We start from the raw sequence: 21072 nt of genomic DNA on the forward strand, positions 1-21072 counted from the left end.
GATTTGCCCTGTCTCGTAAAGCGCCGTACCGTGTGATGGCGCGCTTCAACGCTTCACCCTATCAAAGGCCTGACGCCGTGCTTGCAGCCGAAAACCTCCTTGCCGAAGAGACCAGCCCTTATCTGTTGCAGCATAAGGACAATCCCGTGCACTGGCGGCCCTGGTCGCAAGCGGCCCTGAACGAAGCGAGGGCGCTGGACCGTCCCATCCTCCTGTCGATCGGCTATGCGGCCTGCCACTGGTGCCATGTCATGGCGCATGAGTCCTTCGAGAACGAAGCGGTCGCTGCCGTCATGAACCGACTCTTCGTGAATATCAAGGTCGACCGCGAGGAGCGTCCAGAGATCGACCAGATCTACATGGCGGCGCTATCGGCGACCGGTGAGCAGGGTGGATGGCCGCTGACCATGTTCCTGAGCCCGGATGGAAAGCCCTTCTGGGGCGGAACCTATTTTCCCCCGGCCCAGCGCTTCGGCCGGCCCGGCTTCGTGCAGGTCCTGGAGGCCGTTCACGCCGCCTGGCGCGACAAGAGGGACGAACTTTCCACGAGCGCCGAACGGCTGCACGCGCATGTCGGAGCGCGCCTGGCGCCGGCGCCGGCGGAAGGCGAGGACCCCCGGCTGTTGCTGAAGGAACTGGCCGGCCGCATCCATGGCATGATCGATCAGGAAATGGGTGGTCTGGGCGGTGCCCCCAAATTTCCGAACGCCCCGTTCCTGAACGTTCTCTGGCTGAGCTGGCTGCAGGACGGCAACACCGCGCATCGCGACGACGTGCTCCTCAGCCTGCGCCGCATGCTGTCCGGCGGGATCTACGACCATGTCGGGGGCGGATTGGCGCGCTATGCCACGGATGCCGAATGGCTCGTGCCGCATTTCGAGAAGATGCTCTGCGACAACGCACAACTCCTCCAGTTGCTTTGTCAGGCATTTTCCGCCACCGGCGACGCGTTGTTCCGCATCCGAATCGAGGAGACCGCCGGCTGGCTGTTGCGCGAGATGCGAACCGAGGGTGGAGCCTTTGCCGCAAGCCTTGACGCCGACACCGAGGGCGAGGAAGGCCGGACGTATCTGTGGACCGAGGAAGAGATCCGGACCCATCTCGGCGACGATGCCGGGTCGTTCTTCGAGGCCTACCAGCTGGCTTCGCCTGACAACTGGCACGGTGCGCCGATCCTGCATCGCCTTTCCCAACCGGAATTTCTCGGCCCCGCGCGCGAAGAGAGCCTGCGGGAACAGCTCGATCTTTTGCTTGATGTGCGCAATTTGCGGGCGCAGCCGAACCGGGATGATAAGGTCCTGGTCGACTGGAACGGCCTGACGATCGCGGCGCTGGCCGAGTGCGGGCGCCTCTTGCAACGGCCGGACTGGATCGCAGCTGCACAAGACGCATTTCGTTTCGTCTGCGAATCGATGGCGGATGGCCGTTTGCCGCACAGCGTGCGGGCCGGACGAAAGCTCTTTCCTGCCGTCTTGAGCGACTACGGTGCCATGATATCCGCCGCGATCGCGCTCTATCAGGCCACCTGGCACCGCTCGCTGCTGAAGCAGGCCAGGGATTGGATGGATGCGGTTCAGACCTGGTATGGCGACGCCGACCTGAGCGGCTTCTATCTGACGGCCTCCGATGCCGGCGACGTTCCCTTGCGGATCCGTGGCGACGTTGATGAAGCGACGCCTTCCGCGACTAGCCAGATCTTGGAAGCGATCACCGCTTTGTCCCTTTTGTCCGATGACGCGGCACTTTCCGAGCGCCTGCCCGTCATCGTCGAAGCTTCGCTCGGCCGCGCCCGATCCCAGGCCTATGGGCAGGCCGGCATCGTCTATGCAGCCAGCCTCGCGTCGCAGCCCCTGAAGCTCGTCATGGTGGAGGAAACGGAGGCATCAAAGTTTGTTCCGGTGGCGAATCGAGCAAGCGATCCGAGGAGGTCCGACCTGATTCTACCTGTCGGTCCCGGTTCGCACACGCTGCCGGGAGGCGCCGTCATCGATACCGGTGAGGCGGCTGCCTATCTGTGCATCGGTCAAACCTGCCTTCCGCCCATAAAAGAACCCGCTGAGTTGCAGCGGGTCCTTGGCAATCCGGTCGCTTCGTCGTGATCTATGGTTAATGAAGCCTGACCACGAACGATAGCCTCATGTGTTCATCGAATCGAAGAATTCCGAATTCGACTTGGTCTGCTTGAGTTTGTCGTTGAGGAACTCGATTGCGTCGGTCGTGCCCATCGGGGCCAGGATACGGCGTAGGACGAAGATCTTCTGCAGATCCTGGCGTGGGATGAGCAGGTCTTCCTTGCGCGTGCCCGACTTGAGAATGTCGATCGCCGGGAAGATACGCTTGTCCGCGACCTTGCGGTCGAGCACGATTTCCGAGTTGCCCGTGCCCTTGAACTCTTCGAAGATGACCTCGTCCATGCGGCTGCCAGTGTCGATCAGAGCCGTGGCGATGATGGTCAGCGAACCGCCTTCCTCAATGTTGCGGGCGGCGCCGAAGAAGCGCTTCGGGCGCTGCAGCGCATTGGCGTCCACGCCGCCCGTCAGCACCTTGCCGGAAGACGGGACAACGGTGTTGTAGGCGCGGCCGAGGCGCGTGATGGAATCGAGCAGGATGACGACGTCGCGTCCATGCTCGACCAGCCGCTTGGCCTTCTCGATGACCATCTCGGCGACCTGCACGTGGCGCGAAGCCGGCTCGTCGAAGGTCGAGGAGATGACCTCGCCCTTCACCGAGCGCTGCATGTCGGTCACTTCCTCGGGACGCTCGTCGATCAGAAGGACGATCAGGAAGCATTCCGGGTGATTCGACGTGATGGAGTGCGCGATGTTCTGCAGCAGCACGGTCTTACCCGTGCGCGGCGGCGCGACGATCAAACCGCGCTGGCCCTTGCCGAGCGGCGCCACCAGATCGATCACGCGCGCCGACAGGTCTTTCGTCGTCGGGTTCTCGATCTCCATGTTCAGCCGCTCGTCGGGATACAGGGGCGTGAGGTTGTCGAAGTGGATCTTGTGGCGGATCTTCTCCGGATCCTCGAAATTGATCGTGTTGACCTTCAGAAGGGCAAAATACCGCTCGCCTTCCTTCGGGCTGCGGATCGGACCCTCGACGGTGTCGCCGGTCTTCAGCGAAAAGCGGCGGATCTGCGAAGGCGATATGTAGATGTCGTCTGGGCCCGGCAGATAGTTGGCGGTGGCGGAGCGCAGGAAACCGAAGCCGTCCTGCAGAACCTCGACGACGCCTTCGCCGATGATTTCGATATCCTGGGTGGAGAGCTTCTTCAGAATCGCGAACATCAGCTCCTGCTTGCGCATGATGCTGGCGTTCTCGACCTCGAGCGATTCGGCGAACGCGATGAGATCGGTCGGCGATTTGCTTTTGAGCTCTTGGAGTTTCATTTCCTGCATGTGGCGGACTCTGGAAAGGCGAACGAAAGATGGAGATATGGCGGATATGGTGCCGGCCGGCTTCACTCGGAACGGAAGAGATTCGTGGAACCGGGCAAAAAGGAAGGAACCGACTCTTATCGCTGTCCCGGCCAAACGGCAAGATGGCTTCACCGGTTCCGCATTCGAAGGCGGTTTCTCAATCCACTATCAGAAGGGTTTGACGATAACAAGGACAACGATGACGATCATCAATAAGGTCGGCACCTCGTTCATTATACGCCAATGACGCGCCGGCCTGGTGTTCGCGTCAGCCGCGAAGCGTCGGACGGACGCCGAGAAATAACCGTGCACCCCGGACATGGCGACAACGAGGGCGATCTTGGCGTGCAGCCAGCCGCCCTGGAAGGAAAAGCCCTTCCAGGCAAGCCAAAGGCCGAACACCCAGGTCACCATCATCGCGGGGTTGATGATGAGCCGTAGCAGGCGGCCTTCCATCACCTTGAAGGTTTCCGATTGCGGCGAGCCGGGCTCGGCTTCGGCGTGATAGACGAAGAGGCGCGGCAGGTAGAGCATGCCCGCCATCCACGATATCACGGCGATCACATGGACAGCCTTGGCCCACAGGTAGAAGCCTTCCGGATCGACAACGAACAGCACCGCGGTCAGACCGGCGAAGATCGCCAGGGCCACGATCGCCCGAATTGCGGCCTTGCGGCCGCCCGTTTCCTGTCCGGTGGTCATCAGACGCTCTCTCTGATCCGTTTCAGCATCAGCTCCACATGGGCGACCGGCGTGTCGGGCGTGATGCCATGGCCGAGGTTGAAGATGAACGGACCGTGCCGCAACGCCTCAATGATGGCGTCGACGCCCTCCACAAGCCCGTCGCCGCCGACGATCAGCCGAAGCGGGTCGAGATTGCCCTGAACAGCCCCCTCCGCCTGGAGGCGCCGGGCCGTGCCCAGCGGCACCGTCCAGTCGAGGCCGAGCGCGGTCACGCCGGTCTGCCTGCGATAGCCCGCATAATTCGCTCCGGCCCCCTTCGGAAATCCGATGATCGGCACCTGCGGATGGATCTCGCGCACCCGGGCGACCATTCGCGCAACGGGCCTTGCACACCAGCGGTCAAAGGACATCTCGTCGAGCACGCCCGCCCAGGAATCGAAGATCTGCACAGCGTCGGCACCGGCATCGATCTGGCGAACGAGATAATCGGCGGAAACGTCGGCCAGGTGATCGATCAGGCCGGCAAAGGCGTCGGGCTCGCGCAGGGCGAACAGCCTCGCCGGCGCCTGGTCGGGCGTTCCGTGTCCGGCGATCATGTAGGTTGCGACGGTCCAGGGCGCGCCGCAGAAGCCGAGCAGCGTCGTCTCCTCGGGGAGCTCCTTCCGCAGCCGCCGCACCGTCTCGTAGACCGGCGACAGGTGATCGTGGAAACCGGCGTCGTCGAGCTTGGCGATGCCGGCCGCGTCGATCGGCGTCATCAGCGGTCCCCGGCCCTCCTCGAAGCGCAGGTCGCGGCCGAGCGCGTGCGGCACGACGAGGATGTCGGAAAAGAGGATGGAGGCGTCAAAGCCGAAGCGCCGGATTGGCTGTAGCGTCACCTCGACCGCCAGATCCGGGTTGTAGCACAGGTCGAGAAAGCTTCCGGCCCGTTTCCTGGTTTCCCTGTATTCGGGCAGATACCGTCCCGCTTGCCGCATCATCCATGCCGGAGGCGGAAAAACGGTTTCGCCCTTCAGCACGTCGAGGATTTTTCGTTGCCCCATGCGGTCGTTCCACAGCCAGGATTAAAAGATGAGTCCGAATTGAAGATTCTTCTGATTCTATGACTCTGTTTGTAACGTGGATTCAATTCTGTCCACGAAAAGCCACGGCCACCGGCCGGTCGAATTGCCGCGCCCGATCGTCATCCCCATATGGAGAAGACCGGGGATTGTCCAGAATCATCGATGCTTTTCAGGCGTTTGATCCGTCTAGTGGGACCTTGCTACTTGTGCATGTGGCAAAGGCAAATTTGAATTGTCGGATGTTCTCCACATGGGGGCTTCTGATTTCACGCCACCGCGAACTGTGGATGAAGCGGCGTGTTTTCAAGAGGCGGAGCCTCGCCATCCGCCGCCTCGGAGGTTATCAACATGCATCCACATGGTCGGGCAGAAAACCGTGCAACAACCGCAGCGCTTCTTCCATCTTCACATGATTTCTGATGCGACTGGCGAGACTCTCCTGGCCGCCGGTCGCGCTGCGGCGGCGCAATACAAGGACGCGCGGGCCGTCGAGCACATCTACCCCCTGATTCGGAACGAGAAGCAGCTTGCCAGGGTTCTCGACGAGGTGGAGAACGAGCCCGGCATCGTGCTCTACACCGTGGTCGACCAGAACCTGGCGCGCCGTATCGATGAAAGCTGCGCGGCGCTCGGGTTGCCGTGCGTTTCCGTCCTGGAGCCCGTGCTGATGGTGTTCCAGTCCTATCTCGGCACGCCGGCCGGTCGTCGGATGGGTGCGCAGCACGTGCTCGACGCGCAATATTTCCGGCGCATCGAAGCGCTCAATTTCACGATGGATCATGACGACGGCCAGTTGCCTCTCGATATCGAGGAGGCCGACGTGATCCTCGTCGGGATTTCGCGGACGTCGAAGACGCCGACCAGCATCTATCTCGCCAACCGCGGCGTGAAGGCGGCCAATGTGCCGATCGTGCTCGACATGGCCCTGCCGGAAGAGCTCTCCCGGGCGAAGCGGCCGCTGATTGTCGGTCTGGTCGCCTCGGCCGAGCGCATCTCGCAGATCCGGCAGAACCGCGTGCTCGGTTCCGTCAACGAGGATGATTTCAACCCCTATACGGATCGTGCGACCATCGCGCGGGAGATCGCCTATGCGCGGCAGATCTGTGCACGGCACGGATGGCCCGTCATCGACGTGACGCGCCGCTCGATTGAAGAGACGGCGGCCGCGATCCTTGCCTTGCACGCCAAATCACGCGAAATCAGGGAAATCTGACATGACGGAGAAAATCGACCTCCTGCTCGCTTCCGGAAGTGTCTTCCGTCGGCAGCTGCTCGAGAATGCCGGCCTGGATTTCCGTGTCGAGCGGTCGACCATCGACGAGCGCGCCGTGGAAAAAACGCTGGAAGACAGCAACGCCGACCCCGAAACCGTTGCCGAGGTGCTCGCCCAGGCGAAGGCGGTGGAGGTTTCGGAGCGTTTTCCCGAAGCGCTGGTGATCGGCGCCGATCAGACGCTTTCGCTTGGCGACGAGGTGTTTCACAAGCCGGCCGACATGGAAAGCGCGCGGCGTCATCTCTTGAAGCTCTCCGGTCGCACCCACCAGCTCAACAGCGCCGTGGTGCTGGCACGCGGTGGCGACGTCATCTGGTCGCATGTCGGCATCGCCCGCCTGACCATGCGCGAGCTCGACCCGGCCTTCATCGGCCGCCACCTGTCGAAGGTCGGCGAAAAGGCGCTGTCGAGCGTCGGCGCCTATCAGATCGAGGGCGAAGGCATCCAGTTGTTCGAAAAGATCGAAGGCGACACCTTCACCATCGTCGGGTTGCCGCTTCTGCCGCTGCTTCAGGAATTGCGCGATCTCGGGGCCATCGATGGCTGAAATTCATGCTTTCGTCTGCGGGCATCCGATCGCCCATTCGCGGTCCCCGATCATCCACCGCCATTGGCTCGCCGAGCATGGGATAAAGGGCAGCTACGAGCGCATCGATGTCGCACCGCTCGATTTCCCGGCTTTTCTCGAAGGTCTTGCCGGTCGCGGGTTCGCCGGCGGCAATGTCACCCTGCCGCACAAGGAAGCGGCATATCGCCTGGTCGCGCGACGTGACGAGGCGGCCGAGGCGATCGGTGCGGTGAACACGCTCTGGTTCGAGGATGGGAGGCTCTGTGGCGGCAACACCGACACCTATGGCTATGCCGCCCATCTCGACGCGACCGCGCCTGCCTGGCGACAGGGCGAAACGGCCATGGTCCTGGGTGCCGGCGGTGCCGCCCGGGCCGTCATCCACGCCCTGCTCAAGGTGGGTTACAAGACCGTTCGTATCGTCAACCGCACGATCGGGCGCGCCGAGGACCTGGCGGCGATCTTCGCGGGCGGTGCGAGCGCCCATGGCTGGGAGGAGATCCCCGCTCTGCTCGCGACAGCCGATCTTCTCGTCAACACGAGCGCGCTCGGCATGAGCGGAAAACCGCCGCTCAAGATCGCGCTCGATCCGTTGCCCGACCATGCCATCGTCAGCGACATCGTCTACACGCCGCTCAAGACCGATCTTCTGGCATCGGCAGAGGCTCGCGGGCTGGTCGGTGTCGACGGGCTGGGAATGCTCCTGCATCAGGCCGTTCCGGGGTTCGAGCGCTGGTTCGGGGTTCGGCCGGACGTGACGGAGGCCCTGAGGGCCGCAGTTCTGGCCGACCTGGAGGGCACGGCATGATCGTCCTCGGCTTGACCGGCTCCATCGGCATGGGAAAATCGACCACGGCCAGGATGTTCCTGGAGGAAGGCGTGCCGGTGCACGATTCCGATGCCGCCGTTCACCGGCTCTATTCGGGCGTCGCGGCGCCGCTGATCGAGGCGCGTTTCCCCGGAACGGTGGTCGATGGCGTCGTGGACCGCGCGCGCCTGGCGAAGGCCGTGCTCGGCAATCCGCAGGCGATCGCGGCGCTGGAGGGCATCGTGCACCCGCTCGTGCGCAAGGATGCGGATGACTTCGTTGCAAGGAACCGGGCGGAGGGAAAGAATCTGGTCGTGCTCGACATTCCGCTCCTGTTCGAGACGGGCGGCATGGACCGGGTCGACAAGATCGCCGTCGTCACCGCGCCTGAAGAGGAGCAGCGGCACCGGGTTCTTGCCCGTCCTGGCATGACGGAAGAGAAGTTCGCCGCAATTCTCGCCCGCCAGGTGCCGGACGCCGAAAAAAGGCGTCGCGCCGATTTTATCGTCGACACCGGCAATGGCATGGAGCCGGCGCGCGCCGCGGTGCGGGCAATCGTCGCGGCGCTTTCCCCAGGCGAAACCCGGTCCCGGTAGGTGGCGGCTTGCCTCGCCGCGCCATGGCGCGCATGGTGATTCGATATCGTCAGCCGCCGTCCAGCAGATACGAGAGCTTGTTCAATGCGCGAGATCGTCTTCGACACCGAGACCACGGGCCTCGATTTCGGTGAGGACCGGGTGATCGAAATCGGCGGCGTCGAGCTCATCAATCGCTTCCCGACGGGTCGCACCTTCCATCACTATATCAATGCACAGGGGCGGTCGGTCCATCCCGAGGCGCTTGCGGTGCATGGGATCAGCAACGCCGATCTTGAGGGAAAGCCGACATTCGGCGACATTTTCGAGGAATTCATCGAGTTCATCGACGGTGCGAAACTGATCGCCCACAACGCGAGCTTCGACATCAATTTCATCAATGCGGAGTTCGCGCGGCTCAACCATCCCTCCGTCGATCCGGGCTTCGTGGTCGATACGCTGGCGATTGCCCGCCGCAAGCACCCGATGGGGCCGAATTCGCTCGACGCGCTCTGCCGGCGCTACAGCATCGACAACAGCCGCCGCACCAAGCATGGAGCTCTTCTCGATGCCGAGCTTCTGGCGGAGGTCTATATCGAGCTGATCGGCGGCAAGCAGGCGGCCCTCGGTCTCGAGATTTCCGCCAATGCCGGCGAGGATTCGGGCAGCGATGCGAATGTCGTGATCGCGGTCGCCCCGCGGCCGGCGCCGCTTCCATCCCGGCTGAGCGACGCCGAACGGGCCGCGCATGAAGCTTTGGTGGAAAAGCTGGGCGAGAAGGCGCTTTGGCGCAATATCCGCGTGTGAATGCGAGTGGGTTTGAAAACGGGGCGGATCACGCCCCGTTTCCATGAAACGCCTGGAGCATCTTGCTGTCGGATGGCATCACCTGACAGCGCATAATGCGTCTAAAACGACAATTTAGGAGACCTGAACCTGCGACTTTGCCTGTTCCTCGGCGATGCGCTGCTGGAACATACGGGCAAAATCGATCGGGTCGATCATCAGCGGCGGGAAACCGCCGGCGCGCGTGGCTTCCGCGATCACCTGGCGCGCGAAGGGGAAGAGAAGCCGCGGGCACTCGATGAACAGGACGGGGAGCATGTGCTCCTGCGGGAAGCCGGCAACGCGGAAGACACCGCCATAGACCAACTCGACGTTGAACAGGACCGTCTTGCCCGCTTCCGCCTTGGCGTTCAGCGTCAGGATGACGTCATAGTCGTTGTCGCCGAGCGGGTTGGCGTTGACGTTGACGTTGATGTTGATCGCCGGAGCTTCGGTGCGGCCGCGCAGGGACTGCGGCGCGCCGGGGCTCTCGAAGGAAAGGTCCTTCACATATTGCGTGAGCACGTTCAGAGAGGGCTGCGCGCCGTTGCCGGGCTTCGGCGCCTCATTCGCGGCTTCGGTCTTTTCTTCTGGTTTCTTGGCCATGCGTGTTCTTCCTCAAGCGTGGTTCGGCAGCCGCGCGGCTCCCCGTTCGAATTGCCTGCTCGCTAGCATGGGTGCTGCCGCATGACAAGGCAAAGGCGGAAACGCCTGGGGCGCGTCGCCTATTTGCGGTCGGGATCGCGCCAGGGCGATTCCTCGTTGCCGGCGTCCTGGTAATCCTCCGAGGAAAGATCGATGGTCTGCGGCCCCGCGTCCCGGCGGTAGGCAGGCTCGTGCGGCCGGCCGGCCCCGGCCGCGCTCCCGAGGATCACGACGCGATTGCGCAGAAATCGCCACCCCGCATCCCGCAAGGCCGGAATGAACAGCAGAAAACCGAGCGTGTCGGTGATGAAGCCGGGCGTCAGCAGCAGCACGCCGGCCACCAGGATCATCACTCCGTGCACCAGATCGCGGCCGGGCGCACCGCCGGCATTCATCGTTTCCTCGATACGGCGGACGACGCCAAATCCTTGAATGCGCAACAGGATCGAGCCGGCAACGGCGGTCGCGAGCACCAGAGCCAGTGTCGGGAAGACGCCGATCTGGCTCCCGACGATCACGAACATGGCGATCTCGGCCAGGGGGATGGCGAGGAGAAGGAAGGGGATGAGGGAAAACCGCACGAATTTGTTAGCCCTGTTGCACCTGATAAACGAGTTTCTGACCGCATCGTGCTGGTCAGTGACAAAAACATAGGTATTCTGACCTGAAGTTTGAATGATGAGTGCCCGCGTTCTATATGTTTGCCGGTAAGGACGGGGTGCCGTCGCCCTAGCGCCTGTCTTGAGCCGGTCAGCGCTGCGGAACGAAGTGGCTCGTTTGGCTGGACGTTATGGAATTCTTCGATTTCGGCACGATATTTTTTCTGATCGCTGCGGCAGTGATCTTCTTCCAGCTGCGCAACGTGCTGGGTCGCCGCACCGGCAATGAGCGTCCGCCGTTCGATCCCTATACGGCCGGCCGCAACGCTTCCAAGAAAAAGGAAGCGGGCGACCGCGAGAACGTGGTCTCGCTGCCCCGTCGCAAGGGCGCTGCCGAGCCCGACCCGACCTATGCGGAAATCGATGCCGTCGCCAAGCCGGGCTCCGAATTGAACCGCGGCCTGCGTGCCATCAGGGATGCCGATGCCTCCTTCCAGCCGAAGGGTTTCGTCGAGGGCGCCAAGATGGCCTACGAGATGATCGTCATGGCCTATGCCGACGGAGATCGGCGCACCTTGAAGAACCTCCTTTCGCGCGAGGTCTATGAAGGTTTCGTCTCGGCCATCGACGAGCGCGAGAAGCGCAACGAGAAGATCGAATCCTCTTTCGTCGGCATCGACGGCATGGACATCATCGCCGCCGAGATGAAAGGTTCTGAGGCGCATGTGACGCTGCGCATCGTCAGCGAGCTCATTTCCGCCACCCGCGACAGCGCCGGTGAGGTGATCGACGGCGATCCCGAGACGGTGGCCGAGGTCAAGGACGTATGGACCTTCGCGCGCGACACCCGCGCCCGCGATCCGAACTGGAAGCTCGTCGCGACCGAAGCCGAGGATTGATCCTTGCCGGGCGAGGCGTTGCGCATGGCCGCGTCGCCGGCGGTGTTGTCGCCTCTTCTGGAGCCGGTCTCGTTCGACATTCTGCCGGGCTGGCGGGACGATGTGCTGCTGCCCGCCCTTGCCGCGTTCCAACGGTCGGCGCGGCATGTTCTCGAAAAACCCTACCGCTCGGGCAGTCTGGGGATCGCTCTTCCCGCCTTCGCCGAAGCGCATGAGGCCGCGTTTGCGCTGACGGGTGCCGACGAGACGGCGGCGCGCGCATTCTTCGAGCACCATTTCGTTCCCTGCCGCATTGCCCCGCCCGATGACGGACGCGGCTTTGTCACCGGCTATTACGAGCCGGAAGCTGAGGCGTCGCGCGTTCGAACCGATCGCTTCCGCATCCCTCTTTATGCCCGCCCGCCCGACCTGGTGGATGTGGACGAGACGAACAGACCGGAGGGCCTCGATCCCTATTTCGCCTTTGCGCGCGATGCGGGCGGCGGCCGTCTGACGGAATATTTCGACCGCCGGGCTATCGACCAGGGCGCGTTGGACGGCTACGGCCGGCCGCTTGCCTGGCTGGAGAGCAAGGTGGATGCCTATTTCATCCACGTGCAGGGCGCGGCGCGGTTGCGGCTGACCGACGGCACGACGATCCGGGTCACCTATGCCGCAAAGAGCGGCCATTATTTCACCGGCGCCGGCAAGGTGCTGATCGCGCGGGGCGAGCTGGCGCCGGATGCCGTCACGATGCAGTCGATCCGCGGCTGGTTCCGCGACCATCCCGAGCGTGTCGACGAGATTCTCTGGCAGAACCGCTCCTATATCTTCTTTCGCGAGACCGAGATCGGCGACCCGCAAAAGGGGCCCGTCGCGGCGGCCAAGGTGCAGCTCGAACCGGGCCGCTCGATCGCCGTGGACCGGCTCCTGCACACCTTCGGCACACCTTTCTTCATCAACGCGCCGACGCTGAAAGCCGTCGATTCGCGGCCGTTTCGGCGGCTGATGATCGCCCAGGACACGGGTTCTGCCATCATCGGCCCGGCGCGTGCGGATCTCTTCGTGGGGACCGGAGATGCGGCCGGGGACGTGGCCGGCGTCATCCGCCACCCGGCGGATTTCTATGCGCTGGTGCCGCGCGGGCTGGTGGAGGCGCGAAGGTGACCCGCCACACGCCGAAGAGACTGAGCCTGGAAGACCGCATCCTGTGGAACAAGGTCGCGCGAACCACCGAGCCGCTGAAGGGCAAGGTTCTGGAAGAGCTGCCCATGCCGGCGGACGATGCGATGGAGGAGTTGAGCCGCCTGGTCGCGTCGGACCGCAGCCGCGCGGTTGCTCGGGCCGCGGCGGCGCCGCAGGAGGTCAAGGCCAAGGCTCACCCGGTCCGGAAGATCGACCAGCCCACCCACAACAAGCTGGCGAGGGGACGCCTTGCCATCGAGGGGAGGGTGGATCTGCACGGATTGACCCAGTCCGAGGCGCACGGCCTGTTGCTTTCGTTTCTCAGCCGCGCCCACGCGGAAGGGCTGCGTCATGTGCTGGTGATCACCGGCAAGGGGGCCTCGCTGGGCAGCGAAGGCGTGTTGCGCCGGGCATTGCCGCAATGGCTGGCGACGCCGCCCTTTTCCCACCTTGTCAGCGGAATCGACGAGGCAAGCCGCCGTCATGGCGGCGGCGGCGCGTTCTACATCCGCATCAAGCGGCACCGGAGGGACGCTTCGTGACGCCGCTCGGCGCGAAAATCCGCCAGTTGCGGAACGAGCGCGGGGTCAGCCAAAAGGAGATGGCCGCGGCCATCGGCGTAAGCCCGGCCTATCTGTCGGCGCTCGAGCACGGTCGCGCCAGCCCGCCCAACTGGGCCATGGTTCAGAAGATCATCGGTTATTTCAATGTCATCTGGGACGAGGCGGACGAACTGCAGCGCATCGCCGAGCTTTCCCATCCGCGCGTCGTCGTCGACACGGCGAAGCTGTCGCCGCCGGCGACGGAGCTGGCAAATCTCCTTGCCATGCACATTGCGACCCTCTCGGACGCGCAGATCATCTTTCTTCTGGAACGCTTGAGGGAAATGACTTCCGACGAGCGGGACGAGGCAGCGGGAGCCCGACGCTTCGATAGCGATAGCGCACTCTAAGAGTCCGGGAACAGGGCCGTCAGCTCATCGAGCTTTTCGTTGACCAGCCAGCCATAGTAGTTCTCTTCGGGCAATTTCGAGATCTGCCCCTTTGCACGGCGGAGGCGGTTTTCCGCGGCAAGCCGGGCGGCCCGCGCCTCGGGATTCCCGAGATTGTACAGCGTGGCCGTGATGCCGGGGTTCTTCGAGATGTCGAAGTCGGCGATCCGCCGATAGGCGGAAATCGAGGTCTTCAGCGTCGCCGCCACATAGGCGAGCGACTTGTCCGGATCCATGATGGTCCGGTAAACCTCCTGCGCATCGTCGTGATCGAGCCGCCGGAAGTGTGAAACGGCGTGCACCGTATCGGTCATCTTCAACGCCGTCAGCGGATTGAGCTGGCCGATGCCAAAGGTCTGGCCGGCATAGAAGGGCTGGAAGAAGACGGCCCCAAAACGATCGTTCGGCCAGGATTTTCCATCCACCTTCTTGCCGCGGAACGCTTCTTCCCAGACATTCTCGCGGCAGGTCCACACGTCGTAGCTGCCTTCCTCCTTGCCGCACTCGGCAAATTCGGGCCGCTTGACGAACTGGCCGACGGTCTCGCCATTGTGCTGGAAGGCGAAATCGCTCTTCATGTAGGAAACGGCCTTGACGTAATAGGTCTGAAGCCGGTCGTAGGCATCCACATTGTAGGTGTGCTCGCCGACGATGGCGCCGACGATGTGCACGGGCTCGATCTGGTACTGCGCCGCGACGGTGCGAATCTTCGAGATCAGCCCGCTGTCGTTCTTGAGAAGCTGATAAACCTTGCCGTATTTGGCCTCAAAGGTGGTCCTGGCGGATTTTGTGCGCTTGGCCGATACGCCGGGAACCGGCGGCTGTTCCGCATTGCGGTTGCCGGCCGGCACGAGCTTGGCGGCAAGAGCGGGCTGAAAGCCGGCGCCGAGAAAGCCGAGGCAGACACCAATGACCAAACGAGCTCGTGATGTCATGTCGCGCCGCTGCTTGCGCCCCTTGAATCGATGTGTTGCGAATGGCGCGCAGGGTAGGCAAACCGCTTCCCCAAGTCGAGAGCCTTTATCGCCGCGCGCCACGCTGGCGCCGGACCGCGGCAAGGATGCCACACCCGGCCTTGCGGGCCATGCAGCAAGCCGCCTGCTGCATGGCCCGTTTTCATGCATCGCGATCTAGAGGATGAAGCGCGAAAGGTCGGTGTTCTTGGCCAGATCGCCGACATTCTTGTCCACGTAGTCGGCATCGATGGTCAGCGTCGTTTCGGAGCGGTCCGGGGCATGGAAGGAGATGTCGTCAAGAACCCGCTCCATCACCGTCTGCAGGCGTCGCGCGCCGATATTCTCGACGGTCGCGTTGAGATCGACGGCGATGGCCGCCAGACGATCGATCGCATCGTCCGTGAACTCGAGCGTCACGCCTTCCGTCGCCATCAGCGCGACATACTGCTTGATCAGGCTCGCCTCGGTCTCCGTCAGGATGCGGCGGAAGTCGTCCTTCTCCAGGGCGCGCAGCTCGACGCGGATCGGCAGGCGGCCCTGCAGCTCGGGCAGGAGATCGGACGGCTTGGCGACGTGAAAGGCGCCCGAGGCGATGAACAGGATGTGGTCCGTCTTCACCGGCCCGTACTTGGTCGCCACGGTCGTGCCCTCGACCAGCGGAAGCAGATCGCGCTGCACGCCTTCGCGTGACACGCCGGCGCCGACCCCGCCTTCGCGGGCGGCGATCTTGTCGATCTCGTCGAGGAAGACGATGCCGTCGTTCTGCGCCGAATCGAGCGCCCGCTGCACCACCTCTTCCTGGTCGAGCAGCTTGTCGGATTCGTCGGCGATGAGGAGTTCGTAGGACTCCTTCACAGTGGTCTTGCGCTTCTTGGTCTGCTGTCCGCCCATCGCCTTCTGCAGCATGTCGTTGATGTTGAGCACACCGATGTTGGCGCCCGGCATGCCGGGGATCTCGAAGCCCGGCATGCCGCCGCCGGAATCGGCGACCTCGACCTCGATTTCCTTGTCGTCCAATTCGCCGTTGCGCAGCTTTTGGCGGAAGCTGTCCCGGGTGGCCGGGCTCGCCGTCTTGCCGACCAGCGCTTCCAGGACGCGTTCCTCCGCGTTGATGTGGGCGCGAGCCTTGACGTTCTCGCGCATCTTCTCGCGCGTCAGGCCGATGGCGACCTCGACGAGGTCGCGCACGATCTGCTCCACATCGCGGCCGACATAGCCGACCTCGGTGAACTTGGTGGCCTCGACCTTGATGAAGGGCGCGCCGGCGAGTTTTGCCAGGCGGCGGGAAATCTCGGTCTTGCCGACACCGGTCGGGCCGATCATGAGGATGTTCTTCGGCATCACCTCTTCGCGCAGCTTCGGCTCGAGCTGCTGGCGCCGCCAGCGGTTGCGCAGGGCGATGGCCACGGCGCGCTTGGCGTCCTTCTGGCCGATGATGTAGCGGTCGAGTTCGGAGACGATCTCGCGTGGGGAAAAAGTGGTCATGTGTTCGTCTCGTTGTTCTTGTCGTATTGCATGATGAGAACGCCAGGTGTGCGTTCCTGCAGATGGGGGACGGGTCTGAACCCGGCTTTCTCGTAGGCGCGCACGGCGCGCCGGTTCTGCGGATCGGGATCGATGATGATTGTCGTGTGGCCCTCGTCGAGCAGTCGCTTCACCATAAGCTTCACGGCCCGGCTGCCGATGCCCTTGGACAAGAGCTCCTCCTCACCGATGGTCAGGTCCACGCCCACGGCGTCGTCGGGAAGCTCGGCAAGCCAGGGGCTGGCTTCGACCAGTTCGGGGCCCTTGTTGTCGGCAAGGAACCAGTACTGAATGTAGCCGACAGGGTGCCCGTCCAGTTCGATGATGAAGGGGCGTGTCGTGTCGCGGCCTTCGACCTTGGCGCGGATATGGTCCAGCTCCGTTTCAGGCTCGCCCCACCATTCCCGCACATGCGGCCGGCGGAGCCAGTCGAGAAGGAGCGGAAGGTGCTCGGCCGTCACCGGCGTGAAGCCTATCCTGTCCGCCTTATTCGGCATCGAGCGTTTCCACCACGACATTGTCATTGGTGTAGATGCAGATCGAAGCTGCGATCTCCATGGCCTTGCGGGCGATGACCTCCGCATCCTGCTCGCTGTCGATCAGCGCGCGGGCAGCGGCCAGCGCATAGTTGCCGCCCGAGCCGATGGCCATCACGCCCTGTTCCGGCTCCAGCACGTCGCCATTGCCGGTCAGCGCCAGGGTCACGCTCTTGTCGGCCACCAGCATCATTGCTTCGAGCCGGCGCAGGTAACGGTCCGTGCGCCAGTCCTTGGCGAGTTCCACGCAGGCCCGCATCAACTGGTCCGGATATTGTTCGAGCTTGGCCTCCAGCCGCTCCAGAAGGGTGAATGCATCGGCCGTCGCGCCGGCGAAGCCGGCGATCACATTGCCCTTGCCGATGCGCCGCACCTTGCGCGCATTGCCCTTCATGACGGTGTTTCCAAGGCTAACCTGCCCATCACCGGCGATCACCACCTTGCCGCCTTTGCGCACAGTGACGATCGTCGTGGCGTGCATGGATCTGTCTTCACTCATCGCACACTCCTTATCGCGCCGCCCGAAAAGGCACGGCGCCGTCAGAGCGATATGTATGTTGATGGCGTCGGAATGCAAACCGCCGAGGGCGCTTGGCGCTGCGGGAACATGCTGCTAGAAGGCAAGCCGTCTTAACCGTTAGGGAAAATGGGGCCATGGCTTCCAGCAAGGCGCGCACGGCCGAGATCAAGCGCAAGACCAACGAGACGGCGATCGCCGTCCGCGTCGATCTCGACGGCGAGGGACGCTACGACGTGGCGACAGGCGTCGGTTTCTTCGACCATATGCTGGAGCAGCTCTCGCGCCATTCGCTGATCGACCTGACGCTGAAAGCGGATGGTGACCTGCACATCGACGATCACCACACGGTTGAGGATTGCGGCATCGCCATCGGCAAGGCGGTCGCCGAGGCGCTGGGGGAGCGTCGCGGCATCGCCCGCTACGCTTCGCTCGATCTCGCCATGGACGAATGCCTGACACGCGCCGCCGTGGATGTTTCCGGCCGGCCCTTCCTTGTCTGGGACGTGATTTTCCCGACGCCGAAGATCGGCACGTTCGACACCGAGCTGGTGCGCGAGTTCTTCCAGGCGCTGGCGCAGAATGCCGGCATCACGCTGCATGTCACCAACCATTACGGCGTCAACAGCCATCACATCGCCGAAACCTGTTTCAAGGCCGTGGCGCGTGTGCTGCGGGCGGCGTGCGAGCCGGATCCGCGTCAGCGCGATGCGGTCCCGTCGACCAAGGGCAGCCTGAAGGGATAGGGCAATGGCAAGCTATGTGGTGATGGAGCCGCCGCAAGAGGGTCCGGAAAACGCGCTCCTCCTGCGCGACGGCTTCGCCTTTCTGGCCTTCATCATCCCGTTCTTCTGGTTCCTGTGGCACCGGATGTGGCTCGAGGCCTTCGCGGTGCTTGCGGTGGCGCTGTTGCTCGGTGCCCTCGGCTCCATCGAGGGATGGTCTGCGACCTCCACCGTCGCATCGCTGTGCCTGTCGCTTTTCCTTGGCCTGGAAGCGCGCAATCTGCGTGCCGCCATGCTGCGCCGGCGCGGCTGGCGCCAGTGGGGCGTGGTGGAGGCGGACAACCGGTCGGACGCCGAAACGCGCTTCATGGCGGAACTGTTTGCCGGCAGCGGTCCGGCGCCCACGCCGTCGGCGCCGGTTCTTTCCGATGCCGCGGTCCGCGGTGCCGGCCGCGAAGGCAATGGGCCGGCGCTCGGTCTCTTCACCTATCCGGGGGCAGGCTGACATGAAGGTCGCCGTCATCGACTATGGCTCGGGAAACCTGCGTTCCGCGGTCAAGGCCTTTGAACGCGCGGCGCGCGAGGCGGGCGTCGCTGCCGATATCATCCTGACGGCCGATGCCGAGGCGGTGCGGGCGGCCGACCGCATCGTGCTGCCGGGCGTCGGCGCCTATGCCGATTGCCGGCAGGGCCTGAACGCGGTGCCGGGCATGACCGAGGCGATCACCGAAGTGGCGATCGACAAGGCGCGGCCGTTTCTCGGCATCTGCGTCGGCATGCAGTTGATGAGCGAGCGAGGGCTGGAAAAGACGATCACGCGAGGCCTGGGATGGATCGCCGGCGACGTGGTGGAGATGACGCCGCGCGATCCGGAATTGAAGATCCCGCAGATCGGCTGGAACACGATTCACGTGAAACACTCGCATCCGCTCTTTGCCGGAATCCCCACCGGGCCCGATGGCTTGCACGCCTATTTCGTGCATTCCTATCACCTGGCGGCGGAAAACGACGCCGAGGTTCTCGCCACGGCGGATTATGGCGGGCCGATCACGGCCGCCGTCGCGCGAGACAACCTCGCCGGCACGCAATTCCATCCGGAAAAGAGCCAGGCGCTGGGCCTGGCCCTGATTGCCAATTTCTTGAGGTGGGCACCATGAGCAAGAAGGGATACTGGGTCGCGCTGGTCGATATCGCGGACGCCGAGGCCTATAAGGGCTACATCGAGGCCAATGCGGCGGCTTTCGCCAAATACGGAGCGAAGTTCCTCGTGCGTGGCGGGCGGCACACCGACCCCGAAGGGCCGGCCGGCGATCGGCAGGTGATCATCGAGTTCGAGTCCTACGAGCAGGCGCTGGCCTGCTACAACTCGCCTGAGTATCAGGAAGCACTGAAGATCCGGCTGGCCAACTCGACGGCCAGGTTCGCCATTCTGGAAGGCGTCTGACGCATGATCCTCTTTCCCGCCATCGACCTGAAGGACGGCCAGTGCGTCCGTCTCAGGCTCGGCGACATGGACGAAGCGACGGTCTACAACCCCGATCCGGCCGCCCAGGCGAAGGCCTTCGAAGATCAGGGCTTTGAATGGTTGCACGTGGTGGACCTGAACGGCGCTTTCGCGGGCGAGAGCGTCAACGGAGCCGCGGTCGAGGCGATTCTCAAGGCCACCGGCAATCCGGTGCAGCTCGGCGGCGGCATCCGCTCGCTCGAGCATATCGAGGCCTGGCTGGACAAGGGCCTGGCACGCGTCATTCTCGGCACGATCGCGGTGCGCGATCCCGGCCTGGTGCGCGAGGCGTGCAAGGCGTTTCCCGGCAGGGTGGCCGTCGGTATAGACGCGCGCGGCGGCAAGGTGGCGGTGGAAGGTTGGGCCGAGACCTCCGATCTCTCCGCCGTCGAGCTCGCCCGCCGCTTCGAAGGCGCCGGCGTCGCTGCGATCATCTATACCGACATCGACCGTGACGGCGTCCTGACGGGCATCAACTGGGATGCGACGATCGATCTGGCCGAGGCGGTTTCCATCCCGGTTATCGCCTCCGGTGGCCTCGCCTCCATCGCCGACGTGGTGCGCATGACCATGCCCGACGCGCGAAAGCTCGAAGGTGCGATCACCGGACGGGCGCTCTACGACGGGCGGCTGGACCCGGCGGAGGCGTTGCGGGTGTTGCGTGGGGCGGCCGCATGACGCTGAAAGCTCGTGTCATCCCCTGTCTCGACGTCAAGGACGGCCGCGTGGTCAAGGGCGTCAACTTCGTCGACCTCATCGATGCCGGAGATCCGGTCGAGGCGGCGAAAGCCTACGATGCGGCCGGCGCCGACGAGCTCTGCTTCCTCGACATCACCGCTTCAAGCGACAATCGCCAGACCATCTTCGACGTGGTCGCCCGTACGGCCGAACAGTGCTTCATGCCGCTCACCGTCGGCGGTGGCGTGCGCGAGGTGGCGGATATCCGCAAGCTGTTGCTGGCGGGCGCCGACAAGGTGTCGATCAACACCGCGGCAGTGAACGATCCGGATTTCGTTGCCCGCGCCGCCGACAAGTTCGGCAACCAATGTATCGTTGTCGCCATCGACGCCAAGAAGGTGTCCGGCGAGGGTGAAGCCGATCGCTGGGAGATCTTCACCCATGGCGGCCGCAATCCCACCGGCATCGACGCCGTCGGGTTCGCCCGCCGCGTGGTCGACCTCGGGGCCGGCGAAATCCTGCTGACCTCGATGGACCGTGACGGCACCAAGGCCGGCTACGACATTGCCCTGACACGGGCCGTGGCCGATGCGATCCGCGCGCCCGTCATCGCTTCCGGCGGTGTCGGCACGCTCGATCACCTGGTGGCCGGCATCCGTGAAGGGCACGCGACCGCGGTGCTCGCCGCCTCGATCTTTCACTTCGGAACCTATACGATCGCCGAAGCCAAGGAATACATGGCTGCCGCCGGGATTCCGATGCGGCTCGATCCGGTGCGGAAACTGGAGCAGGCATGAGCACGTTCGACCTTTCCAAGCTGGAAGCGATCATCGCTGAGCGGGCACGCTCGGGCGATGCCGGTTCCTGGACGGCGAAGCTTTTCGCCAAAGGCACGGGCAAGGCCGCGCAGAAGCTCGGCGAGGAAGCCGTCGAGACGGTCATCGCGGCGGTTTCACACGACCGGCAGAGCCTCATTTCCGAAAGTGCGGATCTCCTTTATCATTGGCTGGTCGTGCTGGCGCTGGAAGAGGTGTCGCTCGACGAGGTGATGGCGGAGCTCGAAAACCGAACCGGACGCTCCGGCATCGCGGAAAAGGCGGCGCGAAAGGGCTGAA

Annotated in this window: 26 protein-coding genes; 17 read left to right on the top strand and 9 right to left on the bottom strand. The window is 63.8% G+C overall.

Annotation, left to right across the window (positions count from 1 at the left end; all coding sequences use genetic code 11):
- Positions 1-35 precede the first annotated feature (35 nt).
- Positions 36-2099, top strand: coding sequence for a thioredoxin domain-containing protein (locus NUU27_RS05680; RefSeq protein ID WP_257761148.1), 2064 nt, complete (start codon positions 36-38; stop codon positions 2097-2099).
- A 36-nt stretch (positions 2100-2135) separates the two neighbouring features.
- Here NUU27_RS05680 and rho read toward each other — a convergent pair whose 3' ends face one another.
- The 3 genes from rho to hemE form a co-directional block, all read right to left on the bottom strand.
- Entirely contained in the window at positions 2136-3401 is a 1266-nt protein-coding gene (gene rho, locus NUU27_RS05685) for a transcription termination factor Rho (protein WP_257761106.1), read from the bottom strand.
- Between the two features lie 189 nt (positions 3402-3590).
- A complete protein-coding gene (gene hemJ / locus NUU27_RS05690) occupies positions 3591-4124 on the bottom strand; it encodes a protoporphyrinogen oxidase HemJ (RefSeq protein WP_257761107.1) in 534 nt (177 codons plus the stop codon).
- Positions 4124-5149, bottom strand: a complete 1026-nt coding sequence (gene hemE / locus NUU27_RS05695) for a uroporphyrinogen decarboxylase (RefSeq protein WP_257761108.1) — start codon at positions 5147-5149, stop codon at positions 4124-4126. Before hemE ends, hemJ begins: the two co-directional genes overlap by 1 nt.
- A 397-nt stretch (positions 5150-5546) precedes the next feature.
- On the opposite strand from hemE, the gene NUU27_RS05700 reads away from it, so the two are divergent.
- The 5 genes from NUU27_RS05700 (at position 5547) to dnaQ (ending at position 9201) form a co-directional block, all read left to right on the top strand.
- Positions 5547-6383 carry a pyruvate, water dikinase regulatory protein gene (locus NUU27_RS05700; RefSeq protein ID WP_257761109.1) on the top strand — a complete coding sequence of 279 codons (837 nt, stop codon included), beginning with the start codon at positions 5547-5549 and terminating at the stop codon, positions 6381-6383.
- A gap of 1 nt (position 6384) precedes the next feature.
- Positions 6385-6990 carry a Maf-like protein gene (locus tag NUU27_RS05705; RefSeq protein ID WP_257761110.1) on the top strand — a complete coding sequence of 202 codons (606 nt, stop codon included), beginning with the start codon at positions 6385-6387 and terminating at the stop codon, positions 6988-6990.
- Positions 6983-7819: a shikimate dehydrogenase gene (locus NUU27_RS05710; RefSeq protein ID WP_257761111.1), complete on the top strand. Its 837-nt coding sequence runs from the start codon at positions 6983-6985 to the stop codon at positions 7817-7819. The genes NUU27_RS05705 and NUU27_RS05710 overlap by 8 nt, the downstream gene beginning before the upstream one ends.
- Positions 7816-8415, top strand: coding sequence for a dephospho-CoA kinase (gene coaE, locus NUU27_RS05715; RefSeq protein ID WP_257761112.1), 600 nt, complete (start codon positions 7816-7818; stop codon positions 8413-8415). The genes NUU27_RS05710 and coaE overlap by 4 nt, the downstream gene beginning before the upstream one ends.
- 84 nt (positions 8416-8499) lie before the next feature.
- Entirely contained in the window at positions 8500-9201 is a 702-nt protein-coding gene (gene dnaQ, locus NUU27_RS05720; RefSeq protein ID WP_257761113.1) for a DNA polymerase III subunit epsilon, read from the top strand.
- A 114-nt stretch (positions 9202-9315) separates the two neighbouring features.
- Here dnaQ and secB read toward each other — a convergent pair whose 3' ends face one another.
- Together secB and NUU27_RS05730 are read right to left on the bottom strand one after the other, a co-directional pair.
- Complete coding sequence (gene secB / locus NUU27_RS05725) at positions 9316-9825, bottom strand: protein-export chaperone SecB (RefSeq protein ID WP_257761114.1); 510 nt, start codon at positions 9823-9825, stop codon at positions 9316-9318.
- Positions 9826-9944: 119 nt separating this feature from the next.
- Positions 9945-10445, bottom strand: a complete 501-nt coding sequence (locus tag NUU27_RS05730; RefSeq protein WP_257761115.1) for an FxsA family protein — start codon at positions 10443-10445, stop codon at positions 9945-9947.
- Between the two features lie 209 nt (positions 10446-10654).
- Here NUU27_RS05730 and NUU27_RS05735 point away from each other — a divergent pair, with 209 nt between their 5' ends.
- The 4 genes from NUU27_RS05735 to NUU27_RS05750 are packed head-to-tail and all read left to right on the top strand — an operon-like array spanning position 10655 to position 13478.
- Complete coding sequence (locus NUU27_RS05735; protein WP_257761116.1) at positions 10655-11362, top strand: Tim44/TimA family putative adaptor protein; 708 nt, start codon at positions 10655-10657, stop codon at positions 11360-11362.
- Between the two features lie 24 nt (positions 11363-11386).
- A complete protein-coding gene (locus tag NUU27_RS05740) occupies positions 11387-12508 on the top strand; it encodes a murein transglycosylase A (protein WP_257761117.1) in 1122 nt (373 codons plus the stop codon).
- Positions 12505-13068 carry a Smr/MutS family protein gene (locus tag NUU27_RS05745; protein WP_257761118.1) on the top strand — a complete coding sequence of 188 codons (564 nt, stop codon included), beginning with the start codon at positions 12505-12507 and terminating at the stop codon, positions 13066-13068. Before NUU27_RS05740 ends, NUU27_RS05745 begins: the two co-directional genes overlap by 4 nt.
- Positions 13065-13478, top strand: coding sequence for a helix-turn-helix domain-containing protein (locus NUU27_RS05750; protein ID WP_257761119.1), 414 nt, complete (start codon positions 13065-13067; stop codon positions 13476-13478). Before NUU27_RS05745 ends, NUU27_RS05750 begins: the two co-directional genes overlap by 4 nt.
- On the opposite strand, the gene NUU27_RS05755 is transcribed toward NUU27_RS05750, so the two are convergent.
- The 4 genes from NUU27_RS05755 to hslV form a co-directional block, all read right to left on the bottom strand.
- On the bottom strand, positions 13475-14452 hold the full coding sequence (locus NUU27_RS05755) for a DUF1402 family protein (RefSeq protein ID WP_257761120.1): 978 nt from the start codon (positions 14450-14452) through the stop codon (positions 13475-13477). The genes NUU27_RS05750 and NUU27_RS05755 overlap by 4 nt on opposite strands.
- A 195-nt stretch (positions 14453-14647) precedes the next feature.
- On the bottom strand, positions 14648-15958 hold the full coding sequence (gene hslU / locus NUU27_RS05760; protein ID WP_257761121.1) for an ATP-dependent protease ATPase subunit HslU: 1311 nt from the start codon (positions 15956-15958) through the stop codon (positions 14648-14650).
- Entirely contained in the window at positions 15955-16494 is a 540-nt protein-coding gene (locus NUU27_RS05765) for a GNAT family N-acetyltransferase (protein WP_257761122.1), read from the bottom strand. The genes hslU and NUU27_RS05765 overlap by 4 nt, the downstream gene beginning before the upstream one ends.
- Positions 16484-17032, bottom strand: coding sequence for an ATP-dependent protease subunit HslV (gene hslV / locus NUU27_RS05770; RefSeq protein ID WP_257761123.1), 549 nt, complete (start codon positions 17030-17032; stop codon positions 16484-16486). The genes NUU27_RS05765 and hslV overlap by 11 nt, the downstream gene beginning before the upstream one ends.
- 155 nt (positions 17033-17187) lie before the next feature.
- On the opposite strand from hslV, the gene hisB reads away from it, so the two are divergent.
- From hisB to NUU27_RS05805, 7 genes are read left to right on the top strand one after another with little or no spacing between them, the layout of a single operon-like run.
- Positions 17188-17796, top strand: a complete 609-nt coding sequence (hisB, locus tag NUU27_RS05775; RefSeq protein WP_257761124.1) for an imidazoleglycerol-phosphate dehydratase HisB — start codon at positions 17188-17190, stop codon at positions 17794-17796.
- Positions 17797-17800: 4 nt separating this feature from the next.
- The gene (locus NUU27_RS05780; RefSeq protein WP_257761125.1) at positions 17801-18280 is read left to right on the top strand and encodes a DUF2628 domain-containing protein; all 480 of its coding nucleotides are present in this window, start codon (positions 17801-17803) and stop codon (positions 18278-18280) included.
- Position 18281: 1 nt separating this feature from the next.
- Complete coding sequence (gene hisH / locus NUU27_RS05785) at positions 18282-18932, top strand: imidazole glycerol phosphate synthase subunit HisH (RefSeq protein WP_257761126.1); 651 nt, start codon at positions 18282-18284, stop codon at positions 18930-18932.
- Positions 18929-19219, top strand: coding sequence for a DUF1330 domain-containing protein (locus tag NUU27_RS05790; RefSeq protein WP_257761127.1), 291 nt, complete (start codon positions 18929-18931; stop codon positions 19217-19219). The genes hisH and NUU27_RS05790 overlap by 4 nt, the downstream gene beginning before the upstream one ends.
- A gap of 3 nt (positions 19220-19222) precedes the next feature.
- Positions 19223-19957 (top strand): 1-(5-phosphoribosyl)-5-[(5-phosphoribosylamino)methylideneamino]imidazole-4-carboxamide isomerase, encoded by a 735-nt coding sequence (hisA, locus tag NUU27_RS05795; RefSeq protein ID WP_257761128.1) that lies wholly within the window; start codon positions 19223-19225, stop codon positions 19955-19957.
- A complete protein-coding gene (hisF, locus tag NUU27_RS05800; RefSeq protein WP_257761129.1) occupies positions 19954-20754 on the top strand; it encodes an imidazole glycerol phosphate synthase subunit HisF in 801 nt (266 codons plus the stop codon). The genes hisA and hisF overlap by 4 nt, the downstream gene beginning before the upstream one ends.
- A complete protein-coding gene (locus NUU27_RS05805) occupies positions 20751-21071 on the top strand; it encodes a phosphoribosyl-ATP diphosphatase (RefSeq protein ID WP_257761130.1) in 321 nt (106 codons plus the stop codon). Before hisF ends, NUU27_RS05805 begins: the two co-directional genes overlap by 4 nt.
- Position 21072 lies beyond the last annotated feature (1 nt).

This window comes from Nitratireductor sp. ZSWI3 (genome assembly GCF_024655565.1).
Lineage (GTDB): Bacteria > Pseudomonadota > Alphaproteobacteria > Rhizobiales > Rhizobiaceae > Nitratireductor.

What these genes read in the sequence shown, in the direction of transcription:
- hisF (WP_257761129.1), top strand. Translation starts at nt 19,954, where the DNA reads ATGACGCTGAAAGCTCGTGTCATCCCCTGTCTCGACGTCAAGGACGGC.
- hslV (WP_257761123.1), bottom strand. Translation starts at nt 17,032, where the DNA reads ATGAGTGAAGACAGATCCATGCACGCCACGACGATCGTCACTGTGCGC.
- hemE (WP_257761108.1), bottom strand. Translation starts at nt 5,149, where the DNA reads ATGGGGCAACGAAAAATCCTCGACGTGCTGAAGGGCGAAACCGTTTTT.
- hemJ (WP_257761107.1), bottom strand. Translation starts at nt 4,124, where the DNA reads ATGACCACCGGACAGGAAACGGGCGGCCGCAAGGCCGCAATTCGGGCG.
- NUU27_RS05780 (WP_257761125.1), top strand. Translation starts at nt 17,801, where the DNA reads ATGGCAAGCTATGTGGTGATGGAGCCGCCGCAAGAGGGTCCGGAAAAC.
- NUU27_RS05735 (WP_257761116.1), top strand. Translation starts at nt 10,655, where the DNA reads ATGGAATTCTTCGATTTCGGCACGATATTTTTTCTGATCGCTGCGGCA.
- hisH (WP_257761126.1), top strand. Translation starts at nt 18,282, where the DNA reads ATGAAGGTCGCCGTCATCGACTATGGCTCGGGAAACCTGCGTTCCGCG.
- NUU27_RS05705 (WP_257761110.1), top strand. Translation starts at nt 6,385, where the DNA reads ATGACGGAGAAAATCGACCTCCTGCTCGCTTCCGGAAGTGTCTTCCGT.
- secB (WP_257761114.1), bottom strand. Translation starts at nt 9,825, where the DNA reads ATGGCCAAGAAACCAGAAGAAAAGACCGAAGCCGCGAATGAGGCGCCG.
- NUU27_RS05680 (WP_257761148.1), top strand. Translation starts at nt 36, where the DNA reads ATGGCGCGCTTCAACGCTTCACCCTATCAAAGGCCTGACGCCGTGCTT.
- NUU27_RS05710 (WP_257761111.1), top strand. Translation starts at nt 6,983, where the DNA reads ATGGCTGAAATTCATGCTTTCGTCTGCGGGCATCCGATCGCCCATTCG.
- hslU (WP_257761121.1), bottom strand. Translation starts at nt 15,958, where the DNA reads ATGACCACTTTTTCCCCACGCGAGATCGTCTCCGAACTCGACCGCTAC.
- hisB (WP_257761124.1), top strand. Translation starts at nt 17,188, where the DNA reads ATGGCTTCCAGCAAGGCGCGCACGGCCGAGATCAAGCGCAAGACCAAC.
- NUU27_RS05790 (WP_257761127.1), top strand. Translation starts at nt 18,929, where the DNA reads ATGAGCAAGAAGGGATACTGGGTCGCGCTGGTCGATATCGCGGACGCC.
- NUU27_RS05765 (WP_257761122.1), bottom strand. Translation starts at nt 16,494, where the DNA reads ATGCCGAATAAGGCGGACAGGATAGGCTTCACGCCGGTGACGGCCGAG.
- rho (WP_257761106.1), bottom strand. Translation starts at nt 3,401, where the DNA reads ATGCAGGAAATGAAACTCCAAGAGCTCAAAAGCAAATCGCCGACCGAT.
- NUU27_RS05740 (WP_257761117.1), top strand. Translation starts at nt 11,387, where the DNA reads ATGGCCGCGTCGCCGGCGGTGTTGTCGCCTCTTCTGGAGCCGGTCTCG.
- dnaQ (WP_257761113.1), top strand. Translation starts at nt 8,500, where the DNA reads ATGCGCGAGATCGTCTTCGACACCGAGACCACGGGCCTCGATTTCGGT.
- hisA (WP_257761128.1), top strand. Translation starts at nt 19,223, where the DNA reads ATGATCCTCTTTCCCGCCATCGACCTGAAGGACGGCCAGTGCGTCCGT.
- NUU27_RS05755 (WP_257761120.1), bottom strand. Translation starts at nt 14,452, where the DNA reads ATGACATCACGAGCTCGTTTGGTCATTGGTGTCTGCCTCGGCTTTCTC.
- NUU27_RS05805 (WP_257761130.1), top strand. Translation starts at nt 20,751, where the DNA reads ATGAGCACGTTCGACCTTTCCAAGCTGGAAGCGATCATCGCTGAGCGG.
- coaE (WP_257761112.1), top strand. Translation starts at nt 7,816, where the DNA reads ATGATCGTCCTCGGCTTGACCGGCTCCATCGGCATGGGAAAATCGACC.